The 12,886-nt window shown below is 55.6% G+C and carries 9 protein-coding genes; 5 read left to right on the forward strand and 4 right to left on the reverse strand.

Annotated features, from left to right (window positions below; genetic code table 11):
* Window positions 1-380: 380 nt before the first annotated feature.
* The 3 genes from OEU85_RS17895 to OEU85_RS17905 all read left to right on the forward strand — a co-directional run bounded on the left by OEU85_RS17895 (window position 381) and on the right by OEU85_RS17905 (window position 4,262).
* The gene (locus OEU85_RS17895; protein ID WP_262693036.1) at window positions 381-815 is read left to right on the forward strand and encodes a PAS domain-containing protein; all 435 of its coding nucleotides are present in this window, start codon (window positions 381-383) and stop codon (window positions 813-815) included.
* A 121-nt stretch (window positions 816-936) separates the two neighbouring features.
* Entirely contained in the window at window positions 937-2,520 is a 1,584-nt protein-coding gene (locus OEU85_RS17900; RefSeq protein WP_262692898.1) for a response regulator, read from the forward strand.
* The gene (locus tag OEU85_RS17905; RefSeq protein WP_262692899.1) at window positions 2,520-4,262 is read left to right on the forward strand and encodes a GAF domain-containing sensor histidine kinase; all 1,743 of its coding nucleotides are present in this window, start codon (window positions 2,520-2,522) and stop codon (window positions 4,260-4,262) included. Before OEU85_RS17900 ends, OEU85_RS17905 begins: the two co-directional genes overlap by 1 nt.
* Window positions 4,263-4,310: 48 nt before the next feature.
* On the opposite strand, the gene OEU85_RS17910 is transcribed toward OEU85_RS17905, so the two are convergent.
* The 4 genes from OEU85_RS17910 to mobA all read right to left on the reverse strand — a co-directional run bounded on the left by OEU85_RS17910 (window position 4,311) and on the right by mobA (window position 10,556).
* The gene (locus OEU85_RS17910) at window positions 4,311-6,041 is read right to left on the reverse strand and encodes a dipeptidyl-peptidase 3 family protein (RefSeq protein WP_262692900.1); all 1,731 of its coding nucleotides are present in this window, start codon (window positions 6,039-6,041) and stop codon (window positions 4,311-4,313) included.
* A gap of 26 nt (window positions 6,042-6,067) precedes the next feature.
* Window positions 6,068-9,343 carry a S41 family peptidase gene (locus tag OEU85_RS17915; RefSeq protein ID WP_262692901.1) on the reverse strand — a complete coding sequence of 1,092 codons (3,276 nt, stop codon included), beginning with the start codon at window positions 9,341-9,343 and terminating at the stop codon, window positions 6,068-6,070.
* A 240-nt stretch (window positions 9,344-9,583) separates the two neighbouring features.
* On the reverse strand, window positions 9,584-9,790 hold the full coding sequence (locus OEU85_RS17920; RefSeq protein WP_262692902.1) for a cold-shock protein: 207 nt from the start codon (window positions 9,788-9,790) through the stop codon (window positions 9,584-9,586).
* Window positions 9,791-10,016: 226 nt separating this feature from the next.
* Complete coding sequence (mobA, locus tag OEU85_RS17925; protein ID WP_262692903.1) at window positions 10,017-10,556, reverse strand: molybdenum cofactor guanylyltransferase; 540 nt, start codon at window positions 10,554-10,556, stop codon at window positions 10,017-10,019.
* A 585-nt stretch (window positions 10,557-11,141) separates the two neighbouring features.
* Here mobA and OEU85_RS17930 point away from each other — a divergent pair.
* On the forward strand, window positions 11,142-11,834 hold the full coding sequence (locus tag OEU85_RS17930) for an RNA polymerase sigma factor (RefSeq protein ID WP_262692904.1): 693 nt from the start codon (window positions 11,142-11,144) through the stop codon (window positions 11,832-11,834).
* Window positions 11,835-11,868: 34 nt separating this feature from the next.
* Window positions 11,869-12,867: a FecR family protein gene (locus tag OEU85_RS17935; RefSeq protein WP_262692905.1), complete on the forward strand. Its 999-nt coding sequence runs from the start codon at window positions 11,869-11,871 to the stop codon at window positions 12,865-12,867.
* Window positions 12,868-12,886 lie beyond the last annotated feature (19 nt).

Here is a 12,886-nt window from a genome sequence, read left to right on the forward strand (position 1 = left end):
GCGCGTGTCCGCCCAAAGTTGCGTCATTAGGGCGGGGCATGACTGGTCCGTCAATCCCTTCGGGTCAAAAAGTGTGCCCTGCGCGACAAGATGAAGCGCTTTGTGTCCACCGCATGTGATCCTGATCATTGTCAGCCTTGTTGTAGGTGGCAGTACATGTTTTGCCGGTTGCCTTTCGCTCGGCGCTTGTGCATGTGCTGAAAAGCTTCCTGAAATGGGCTTAAACGGGTACTATTGCCCGGTAGCACGGGAAGGATACAGCGATACATTCTCTGTCAGATAGCGGACTGCCGCTGAAGCGGCTCGATCAGGATCTTGACTGGTTTTGTCTCAATGATGCTGAGGGCAAGCGTGCGGAATGCCCTCATGTTGACAGTATACTGTCCTACTTCGAAGCCAAGACCGGCGGCCAGCGGCTGGCAAAACGGGGTGATATCAGCCCGGTGGAACTCAAGAGCTATCTGTCGGAAATATGTATCTTCGGCGCGCTCTATGATGGCGACAGCCTGGAGGACCTGGTGGTGCAGTTGATGGGCACGACCGTGGCCAGCTTTTATGGCGAGATCACCGGCCAGACCGTCACCGAAGGCGCAGCGAGTGCCGAAATTGCGGAGCGCATCCTTGTCAGTTGCCGCCGAGTAGTCGAAACAGGTTGCGCGGTTTTGGCTGAGGCGGCCACCTTGTCGGAGGAGAAAAACCACCTGCGTGTCCGAGTGCTGTACGTGCCGCTTTCCGAAGACGGCCAGCATATCGATCGTATTTTTGGCCATGTCCGCGTCCGCCTGCGTTCCGCCGCCCATCTCTCAACTTCCTGACAGCATTAACAAAACGTAAAAGGATTTCTGGCACGCTTGAAGCTTGGGTGTCGAGTAGCGATGCACCGGTCTTGATAGTATCGGTGGCACCGCGGGAAAACCTCCCTCCGGAGGGGTCGAAGTGTCCGATGACTTTCTGATCTTGGAAGAAGATGATGAACCGGCTCGCGATGCCGGAACCCCTGAATTTGAAGGTCGAGCACCTTGGCGCATCCTGATTGTGGATGATGAGCCCGATGTGCATATGGCGACCAAGTTTGCCCTGAAGGGGTTCGAATTTGATGATCGGCCACTTGAGTTTTTACAAGCCACATCGGGGGCTGAGGCCCGCGAAACCCTGAAGCGCGAGTCGGGTATTGCCGTCATCCTCCTCGATGTTGTGATGGAGGCGGATGACACGGGCTTAAAGCTTGTAGAATTTATTCGCGAGGAAATTGGCGACCACATGGTGCGTATCGTCTTGAGGACCGGCCAGCCAGGCCAGGCCCCTGAACGTGATGTGATCGTTCGCTATGACATCAACGACTATAAGGAAAAGACCGACCTGTCGGCCACCAAGCTGTTTACGCTGATGTATGCCACGCTGAGAAGTTTCCGCGATATCAACATCATCGAGTCAAGCAGGCGCGGCCTTGAGCGGGTAATTGGTGCGTCCGCGCAGATGTTCAGGGAGCAATTCCTCGACAACTTTGCCCGTGGCGTTCTGGAGCAGGTTTCGTCCCTTATCATGGGAGGGCTTGATGTAGCTTTCTCGCTTGAGGAGGCCGCGGCTGCGACCCATGACCGCAAGGAGATGACACTTGTAGCGGGCACAGGGCGGTTTGAGCACAGTGTTGGCGAATCTGCCTGGGGTGTGTTTCCCGGCCGCGTGGCCTCCGCCATTGAAGAGCACCGCGAACGGGGGCGTGGAGAATACGGCTTCTGGGTCGGGGGCTCTTACGTGGGCATGGTGGTAGGCAATTCCGGCCGCGCAAGCATCTTGTATCTTGTCGGCGAAGGAACACCCAAGAAGATAGACACCCAGCTTATCCAGATATTTGTACGCAATGTCTTGATTGCAGTGGAGAACCTCTATCTTAGGAATGCGCTGGTTGATACCCAGCGCGAGGTGGTCTTTCGGCTGACTGAAGCGGTGGAAACCCGTAGCAACGAGACAGGGAACCACGTGAAACGGGTTGCTGAGCTTTCCAAGCTGTTGGGACAGGCCATGGGCATGAATTCGCACGACGTGGAAGTGCTGCGTCACGCGTCGCCCCTGCATGATATTGGCAAGGTGGGCATTCCGGATGCGATTCTCAACAAGCCGGGCCCCCATAATGAAGATGAGACGGTCATCATGCGCACGCATGCGGTCCTCGGCTATGAAATATTGCAGGGCTCTGACCGGGAGATGCTGCGCATGGCAGCTGACGTGGCTCGCGATCATCATGAAAAATGGGATGGCAGTGGATATCCGCGTGGCCTGAAAGGGGAGGAAATCTCCCTCGTCGGGCGCATCACAGCCATCGCCGACGTGTTTGACGCCTTGCTGTCCGAACGGTGTTACAAACAGGCTTGGGACGAGGCAGATGTCATCAAACTCCTGAAGGAAGAACGTGGCAGGCATTTCCAGCCGGAGTTGGTGGATGTATTGTTGGCGCGCCTGCCTGAAATTCGGGAGATTTATGTTCGCTACCGGGACGAGCCGATGCGGGAGGATAGCTGATGCTGTCCCGGGACGCATCTGATGGCAAGCTGGTCGCCGTGTCGGTTGCCTATCTTGTGTATGGGCCGGATGAGCGATTGCAGTATTATAACGATGGCGCAGCCGAGGTTTTCCCGGTTTTCAAGGGCCGGGAGGTTATCGGCCTGAGCCGTGATGAAGTGCGCGACATATTGCGGGCAGAAGACGATTTTCGTGAAACCGTCGATGAACTGACCGCACGCTCGAAGGGTGGCAAGCTGCTGTCATCGGACATGGGCGGGTTTCGTTTCGGCAAGGACGGCGTGTTTGCGCTCGACGATCTCGTACTACCGGACGGTACGGTGGTAACGGTGATCCGTGACCTGTCGGCAAAAAAGCGGGCGATAGATGCCGTCTTGCGCCTGGATGGCGCGCTGACCCGCCTCGCCAATGAAGAAGCCATCTATAACGGCACCAAAGCGCGTGCCTACGAGATTATTACCGAGGTGGCGTGCGAGGCGCTGGGGGCATCGCGCACGGATATCTGGCTTCTGAATGTGGACGGCACATCGCTTTATGCGCAGGAAAGCTATTGGGCAGACAATGGCGGGCACCAAGACCTTGGTCGGGTAGATGACACGGGCTGTGCGGGGCTTTTTTCCGTCGTCAAGAAACTGGAGCCCTACGCGGTCAGGAATCCCTCCAACGCCCCTGAATTGGCAGGGTTTGACCTCTACGCAGGCGGGAAGGTTGAGTTTTTGTCCGCGCTTTTGGTGCCGATTTGCCGGGGCCCGCGTGCCATTGGCGTCGTGCTTGTCGCGCAGTCGGAAGACGCCCGTGAATGGAACGCCAGCGAGATATCCTTTGTTTCCTACCTGTGCGGGTTGATTATCCGCATGCTGGAGGCCCATGACCGGCAGGTTGCCGAAGAGGGGCTGCGAGATTTCAACGAAATGCTCGAACAGCGGGTGAAAAGCCGAACGCGTGAACTTGAAGATGCGATGGCGAACCTGCATCTGGCACAGGATGAACTGGTGCGCTCAGAGAAAATGGCATCGCTTGGGGGCCTTGTTGCCGGCGTCGCGCACGAGATCAACACACCGCTTGGCGTGGCGCTCACGGGTATCACCCATATGTCGGAAGAGCTGACGACCTTTCGCCGTGCGGTGGAGAGCGGTCAGATAAAACGCTCGGACCTGTCGACTTTTATCGAAGCCGTGGGTGAGGGCACGGCGATGGCGGAACGCAACCTGGAGCGCGCCGCGCATCTTATTCGGAGCTTCAAGATGGTAGCGGTTGACCAGGCCGCCGACGACATCAGAGAGCTGGACGTGGGGGCCTACCTTGGAGAAATTGTCGACAGTCTCAAACCGACCCTGCGCAAGAGAGGTGTGCAGGTACGCGCGAGCGCTGAAGGCGATCTTCACATGAATACGGTCGCGGGGGATATTTCACACATCCTTACCAACCTGATCATGAATGCAGCACTGCATGCTTTTCCCGAGGGCCATGGCCGGGCGAAAGAGATCACCGTTTCCGCCCGCCGCGCAGAAGACCGTGTGATTCTCGAAGTGATCGACAATGGCATGGGTATCCCTGAGGAAATCCGCGACAAGATTTTTGAACCCTTTTTTACCACGGCGCGCAACAAGGGTGGTTCAGGCCTTGGCCTCAACATCGTTTTCAATACCGTTTATCAGAAGCTGAAGGGCGGCATCTCGCTTGGGGACGCGGCAAATGGCGGCAGCCATTTTACCATCCAGCTTCCGTTGGATGTTTCATAAAAAAAAGGCGCCCGGGTGGGCGCCTTTCTCAAATATTTTGGGTCTTGATCAAAGCTTTTCCGGATATACAGGCTGTATATCGACCGGGATATCAGACGTGCGCTTGATGGCGGCTTTGGCGGCACCATCAAGGGACGAATAGCTGTCGAGGAATTTTTTCGCGGCGGCATAGTCTCCGTCACCCTGCAACATCACTACCGCACGCACGATATCTGTGACCGCAGCTTCAAGCTTGTCGAAATCCAGTGTGTAGAGACCCGTTTCCGCATCGACCGTGAAAGCCTCTGCTTCCTTGAGCTTGGCATACTGGAACGCCGCGCCCTGGCCGTGGGCCTCGTCGGTGCCAAAGCGCATGGCGCGGAAAATGCCGACAAAATAGCTGGCCAGCAGGTTGTCACGCTCGGCTTTCGGCAACTCACCCTTTTCCATCATGAAAAGGATATTATAGACGCCCATGACGTCTGCCTTGCCTTCTTCAATCGCGGAATAGAGTTCTTTGAGTTCAGCACCCACGGTGGTTTCGACACCGCCTTTCGTGATGGTGCCCGGCCCGAGGCTGTGGCTCAGTTCATGGAACAGGGTCTCAAGCGCCATATATTTGGCCATCAACTTGTCGGCCTGGGCCGGCACGAGGATATGTTCCGCCATCGGCGCGAGGATCAGCTTGAACTTGGCCTCCAGCACGTTGTTGAGCAGGACCTTTTTCGCGCCTTTGGCTTCGCGCACGCGTTCGTCATTTGGCAGGTTGAAGGCGATGGTCTGCACACCCGGCACATTGTCGCCGCCGCCGTGGATCTGTTCTGTTGCTGCTATCGGGCTTTCGAAGCCACGTTTGAAGTTTTTGTAAGCGTCATCTACCGGCAGGTTGGCTTCCATGTCACGCAGGTAGTTTTTATAGCGGGCGACCGCTTCGCTTTCTTGCGGGTTCCTGATGGTGATGAAGGCTTCATAGGCTGCCTTGTAGCCAAACAGGCCGTCGGTATAGACCTCATATGGGCCGATCGCGACTTCGATGGGCGTGCCGTCAAGGTCCATCCAGGCGATTTCACTTTCGAAATATTCATCCGACAGGAAGCTGTCGGCGCGTTTGGCGAGGAAATCTTTCAGGCTCGGGTTCGATGTGATTTCAGCTGCCTCACGCAGAGCTTGAGCGGCGGGTTCAAGCCATTCCTTATAATGCTCACGGTAAGGGATCGCCACCAGCTTGTCACCGTCGCGGCGGACAACGGTATAGAGGCTGGTGAAGGCTTCCTTGTCCTCTGGGTGCGCCGCGATCCAGCTGTTGAACTCTTCCTTACTCATATCTTCAGGGTAAAAGGCGGCGCCTTTGGGCATTTCTTTGGTGCCATAGAAAGGGTGTGCTTCATCAAGCGTGTCCCAGGGGCCGAAATGCAGGTCGAACATGTTGAGAAGCAGGTCTTTGTTTGGCAGGTCAGAGGCGGCGATTTTGGCGCGGACCTCCGGGTTGTCCTCATTACGTTGGCGCAGGTAGATTTCGGACATATAGTTGGCCGCGATGATCAATTTGTTGATCACAGCTTTTTCCTCGTCCGTCAGGAAGCTGGTGTCGGTGTCCATGTCGATGCGGGCGATTTTCGCGCGCTGTTCGGCCAGGTTATAACCACCGTCATGCGCGTTTTCATCTACCGCCGGCATGGCAACTTCTTTCGTCACCGGCGCCGGTTCCGGCGCGCAACAGGTTTTTTGCTGCTCAACATAATAGTAGGCACCCGCCGCCACTGCTGCGACAGCGACAAGCCCGATTATGGCTTTAGACATGATAGTTCCCTTCAGTGTTCGGTCTTTTATTGTTGTTTTGCATCCAGGTCTGCGAGCATCACTTCCACAGCTTTTTCAAGTTGCGGATCGCGGCCTTCGTCAAGGCTGTCTGGGTCGTTTTTGACCTCGATGGTCGGCTCGAGTTGTTTGTTTTCCATCCAGTCGCCGGAGCGGTCCTTGATACCAAGCTGCGGGATACCGAAGACGAGGTCTCCGCTCATCAGCCGTTCCCACCATACGTAGGTGCAAGTGCCCGGTACCGGCATGCCAACGGTTTTGCCCATCTCAAGCGCGCTGTACCCGGCGGGGAAGCAGTGCCCGTCCGAATAGTTGCCCTCGTTCATCAGCACAATGGATGGTTTGGTCCAGCGGGTTAGCGGTTCGCCCTGTGCTTCCCGCCCGTTGGGCATATTGGTCATATATTGTTTGCCGCCCAGAAGCTGGACAAGATCGTCCGTCAGATCACCGCCCCGGTTAAACCGGGTGTCGACCACGATCGCCTCTTTTGACATACCGCGACCAAACATCTCGCGGTACACACCGCGGTAGGTGCGGTCGCTCATGTTTGGCACATGCACATAAGCAAGACGCCCGGCCGAAAGCTTGTCGACAAGGGCGCGGCGGCTGTCGACCCAGCGGTCATACATCCAGTCGCTCTCATCACCCAGACTTGCGGGTTTGACGACGATATCAAACGCATTCCCTTTTTCAGGGGCGAACGTCAGGCGGGTGCGCTCACCCATCTTGCCATTCAGAAGGGCGGCATAGTTGCTGTCTGCATCAATGGCCGTGCCGTTAATGGCCTTCAGTACCATGCCAGCCGTGACGGGTTTGTCCGCGTCGGCGACCGGCCCCTTTTCCAACACTTCAGCGACCCTGAGGCCTGTTCCCTTATAAGTTGGGTCAAACAGCAAGCCAAGGGATGCTGTGCTGTCGCCGCCGAGGTTGGCGAAATAGCGCCCACCGGTGTGCGACGCATTCAGTTCACCCAGCATTTCATCCATCAGGTCGGCGAAGTCGCGGTTATTGTTGGTGCTGGCTACCTTCCGGGCGTAATCAAGCCGCATGGCATCCCAGTCAACGCCGTGGAAATCAGGTTTGTAGAATTTATCATCCACCTGCCGCCAGATGTGCCGGAACATATAGTCCCGCTCCTCGGCCTGGTTGACCGTGAGCATGGCCGATACCTTCACACCTTCCGGCGCGCCTTTTTCAAGGTCAATCTTGCGCAAGCTCCCGTCCGCCAGCAGGAAAAGGAATTTCCCGTCATCAGACAATTGCATGGAGGCACGATCAGCACCGAGCGGCACCAGCTTTTTGGTCTCGTCTTCGCGGAAGTCATGAACCCAAAGGTCATAGCCGCCTTCAAAAGACGAGAGATAATAAAGCTTGTCAGCGTCTTTCGAGAGTGCTGCGCCAGCGAGGTTGGAGGAATGAATGGTCAGGCGTTTCTGGCGGTCTTCGATGCGTTTCCAGTCGAACTTGATCGGCTCGACGGTTTTCTCCGCATCCTCGTCCTTTTTCTCTTCGTCTTTTTTGTCTTTTTCCTCAGCCTTCTTGGCTTCTTCGTCCGCCTCTTTCTTCAGCGCGAACTCTTCTTTGGAGAGGTTGAATTCCTCCCATGCCTCCTTGTTAAGAAAGGCGGCATAAATGTCGAACTGGGTACCATGGCTGCCATGGTCACGCTGGCCGAAGCGCGCGGTTGCCCATGTGACAATGCCGCCGGACGGGTGCCAGCTCGGCGCCGTATCTGTGTAACCCGAGAGGCTGATGTCGCGGGCTTCACCGCTGCCGTCTGCTGCAACCACGGCGATGTTGGTGAAAAACAGTCGGCCATTTGGCGCAAAGTCGATGGTCAGCCATTCGCTATCGGGGGACCAGTCATAGGTGATGTCACCATCGACATAGGAATAATTATAGCCATCCGCCAGCGCTGTGACAGTTTTGCCGCTACCGCGATCATAAACTTTGAGCGCATCCCGCCCGGCGATGAAGGCAATCTTTTTACCGTCGGGTGAGGCCTGTGGCTGGAAGACGTCTTCGTCAGAGTCGAACAGCAGTTTTTCATCAAGCTTTGTCGCAGTGAAGAAATATTTTTCGCTCTTGTCGGCGCGTTTCGTCTCATAAATGCGCCACTCGCCGTCGCGTTCGCCAGCATAAAGCAGGCCATCTCCGTCCGGGGTAAAGCTTACGTTACGTTCGGCTTCCGGCGTGTTTGTGATGCGGCGTGTGGTGCCATAATCTGTCGCCGTTACAAACACGTCACCGCGCGCGACAAAGGCAATCTCTTTCCCGTTTGGCGACACGGCAAATTCGCCAATATTGTCCGCCACCGGCAATGGTTCCTGCTTGCGACCGTGGCTATCGGTGGCGAAGTCGATATCCACGCGTTTCGGACGGCTGTCGCCTTTCATGGTGTAAAGGTCACCAAGGTATAGATATGCGAGGGTTGGCCTTTTGTCGCGTGAGGCTGTGAGGGAACGCACGGCATGCGGACCGTGGTTTGTCAGCCGCTTGTCGTCACCGTTTGTGTCATGGTGCCATACGTTGAAGGTGCCGCTGCGATCACTAAGAAAATAGAAACCACCGTCTTTGTCCCATACCGGAGTATGATCGCCTGCCGGATCGGCAGTCATTTGGGTATGTTTGTTGTCCTTGGCATCATAAAGCCAGATATCCCGCGCGAAGGCGGACTGGTCGTGTTTACGGTTGGCGGATTCGTATGCCTTTTCCTCGCGGTACAGAAGCTGCGTGCCGTCGTTGTCCCAGACCGCATCCATCGCGCCTGTGGTCGATAGCTGTGCAGGGGTGCCCCCCGTGACGTTGACTTGGTAAAGCTCGGGCAGGCGCGTTGTGGGAAACTGTGCCGTCGCGGCCGATTTTGTGCGACCGCTTGAGAAGACGACCTTGTCCCCGCTGGCGCTGAAGTCGCTCGGGATATCGTTGGCGCTATGGAAGGTCAGGCGTGTTGCGTCCCCGCCGGCCGCAGGCATGACATAGATATCAAGATTGCCGTTGCGGTCGCTCGCAAACGCGATTTTTTTGCCGTCGTGCGACCAGACCGGGTGCCCCTCCCACGCCGCGTTCACCGTAAGGGGCACAGCGGTGCCACCGTTGGCCGGAACCTTATATATATCACCGTGAAAGCTGAACAGGATGCTATTGCCGTCAGGGGAAATGGCACTGTGGCGCAAATAGTTCGGCCCCAGTTCCGCCGCGCGTTGTGCGGTCGCGCTCAGGCTGGTGCCCAGCATGAGAAGAGTAAGTGCGCCTGCTATGCGCATCAATGACGTGCGAGCCATAAGTTCCCCCTTTATTTGGCCGCCCCCGCGGCCCGATTCTTTTATTCGCTGCCTATGGGCAGGGCTTCATATTCCTGCCACCGGGTCGTTACTTTTGCAACTGATCATTCGCTATGGGGCCGCGTCCAGGCGGAGTGTGACCGGTGGCCACTTGGGGGAAGAGGGAAGGGTTGTGCCGCTGCAAAGCAACAAAAAAGGGGCGGTAAAACCGCCCCTTCCTGCAATCAGTTATGAAACTGATTAGAGAACTTCGATGTTGCCCGCAGACATACGACCGCGACGGTCTTCAACGAGTTCGTAAGAAACAGCCTGGTTATCATCAAGAGATTGCAGGCCAGCGCGCTCAAGCGCAGAGATGTGTACGAATACATCATCGCCACCGGCTTCCGGCTTGATAAAACCAAAACCTTTTGTGGTGTTAAACCACTTAACAGTACCTTTTGCCATAATCATGGTCTCCATATATCGCGAAGTCAGTCATGGCATCGGTGTCGGTTAACAGGTCGGTACCAGGCAGATCAGTCGCAGTCCGCATGCAGAAGCCAGCCAACCAAGCTCAGCCTCCATGCAAGACGCACCCTACAACAACCGTCGGTACTGTCCAGCGGAATCAGGCGACAGTTTGGTTAAATTTTCGTTTCTGTGATGTAAATAGCGCAGGTGTCCAAAGACTTTATCCGCAGTTGTTCGGTTTTGTAACAGCTTCAAGCTGTTCCAAAGCGCCCGGTGTGTTCACATTTGTCAGCTGCTGACGAAGGTGTGAAGGGATGTCCAGTGCCTTGAGTCGCAAGGCTTCAACAAGGTGAAGCATGCGCGCAGGTGGCGCCTCATGGGCAGGCAATTGTGCGCAGGGAGCATAAAAGGGAAGATACTGGTTTTGGAAATAGGCCCCGCCGGGGACGGAACGCAGCAGCGCCAGCGTTTCTGGCTTAAGTGCAGGCATATCAACGGGTATTACCAGAATGTCCTGCGTGTTTACTTGCGCTTGAAGCCAGTTGCAGATCGCGCGGGCCGGGCCGGGGTATGCATCCTGATGTAACCGGTCGGAGGGTGGACCGAGGACAATAACGTCGTGGATGCCTGCCAGCTCGAGTAATTTCCGTGCTCGCGCCAGCATGGGTATTCCATGGAAGCATATCCGGGCTTTGTCTTCTCCCATGCGTTGCGACATGCCACCCGCGAGGATAAGACCGACAGGCTCTTTTGGTATCATGGCTTTCCTCCTCTCAAGTACAGCGTGGCATGCATTTATTTGGGCTATTGTCGTCCCGCGCGGGATAAAAGTGTCTGCTTATGGTCGGAATCGGTATTGAATATCAGGTTTCCGAATCACTTTTTCCTGTTTCCCGCCATCCGCCAAAGCGCGCTATATCTTTGGTTTACGATATTTGGTGGTCGGTGGACAAGTGGCGTGCTGTGGGTAAAACTGACGCCAGTTTTCACAAGTATGTTGTAAAATTGTAACAGCTGTAGCGGTGTGTCGAAATTCGAGTAATAAAATTTCAAAAACACAGTAAAATTCAATAATATATGTGTGATGCTGCTGTAAAAAGAAATAAAAAGTGGGGCGGAGAAAGTAAATACTCGCTCCGCGACCAAGTTGAAACATGAGAGGAAACACCAAATGTGTTTCACAGCTTATGACAACGCTGGCTTTGCTCTCCCTCAAGTTTTTTTTGTTGATGGCATATTTCCTTAGACCTATCACCATTCGGATCGAAAGATTATCGCGGGTTTCCGGCGATTATTCCGCACGTTTAGGCGGGATGTCGTGGAAGCCGGAAATGGAGAGGACTTCGTGGTTTTGCTTCAACGAGCACCACATATCAGTCTCGTCACCGACGAGCCGGTGGAGCGCGGGTCAATGACTGACGCCCGGCCAACTGATACGTGCACGGTGCTTGATGATGTGGCGAGAAAGCGCAACGTACGTGCGCTGGAAAAGGCTATCAAGGCAAATCAGGGGGTGTTGATCGGCTGGCTGACCAAGAAATTGAACAGCGCCGCCGACGCAGCGGACATAGCCCAGGATGTGTATATCCGGGTTTACAAGTTTGCGGCGGTGGAACAGATCGACAATCCGCAAGCTCTTCTTTTCAAGACCGCGGCGAATCTCGCGATTAATGAGTTGAAACGGCGGGGCCGTGTGCTGAGGCGCCAGGTTCGGACAGAAGACGAAAACATGGCTGATACGGTGGAGGCCGTGCCTTGTGGCGGACCGACACCAGAGGAAGTTGCCGGGCACCGGCAGGACGTTATCGCCATGATGGCTGCAATCCGGCAACTGCCGGAGAAAGCTCGGGCTGCTTTCGTCAAAAACCGTTTTGAAGACAAGACCTATGCGGACATAGCCCGGGAGCTGGGAGTGTCGGAAAGCACGGTCGAAAAATACATGATGGACGCTCTGAAAAGATTGCGGGCGCGCCTCATGCGTAAACCACAGGCCAGTGTCTTGCCGTTACCACGCAAGGCAAGGCGCGGCAAAAGTTAATTTACCTGTGGGGGACAGGCTAGAGGGCCTAGAAATGATGACGATGAATGAACGGTTGGACATAAACGAACAGGCAATCGCCTGGGTTTCAAAGCTTCTGGGTGGCACAGGCTCGGACGCGGATAAACATGCATATGCCGACTGGAAGGAAAAAGACAAGCGCCATGCGGCGGCGAGCCATGAGCTCGACCGTCTACTCGTGGATTTTGACGCTGCGGGTAAACAGGCGCTTGAAGACGAAATGGTGCGCGAACTGGAAGCGGCTGCTGCTGAGAAAACGCGACGCCGCTTCTTCGCTGGTGTATCCTCTATCGCGGCAGCCTTCATTGCAGCGGTGATGATCACGATTACCATGTGGTCGCCCGTACCGGAAGCACAGCTTTACCAGACCGCGATTGGCGAACGATCCACTGTAACACTTGAGGACGGCAGCAAGGTGCAGCTCAACACCGGCACGCGCATCAGTGTCGTGATGCAACGGGATGAGCGTCATATCACCATTGATGGCGGCGAAGCTTTCTTTGATGTAACGCGCGACGAGAGCCGCCCATTTGTGGTGACGGCGGGGAAAAGCGAAGTGCGGGTGCTGGGGACAAAATTCAGCGTGCGGCTTGGTGCCTCGTCTAATGTGATTTCGGTGCTGTCGGGCCTCGTGTCTGTTGCTCAGCATCAGGACGGTGATGGTGAGAGCAGGGAAGTTGCCAGGCTGACCGCGGGCCAGCAGGTGGTACATGCCGCGGCTATAGACCGTGCCGTGGTTGACGATTTTGACGAAAGTTCCGTTTTTGCGTGGCGCACAGGCAAAGCTTTCTATAGTGAAACGCCACTTGCCGAAGTTGTAACTGATCTTAACCGTTACTTTGACGACCCCCTTGAAATCGCTGACGTTGAACTTGCAAGCCTGCCGGTATCGGGTACCTTCAACCTGAACAATCAGGATGTGGTGATTGACGCACTTGAATCAGCCTTCTCTATTATGGCAGTTAAGCGCGTTGACGGTGTGATACTGCTTTACGCGCGGCAGGAAGACTGAACCCGGCAACATCAGGAAA

The organism is Kordiimonas aestuarii, from assembly GCF_025574465.1.
GTDB classification, from domain to species: domain Bacteria; phylum Pseudomonadota; class Alphaproteobacteria; order Sphingomonadales; family Kordiimonadaceae; genus Kordiimonas; species Kordiimonas aestuarii.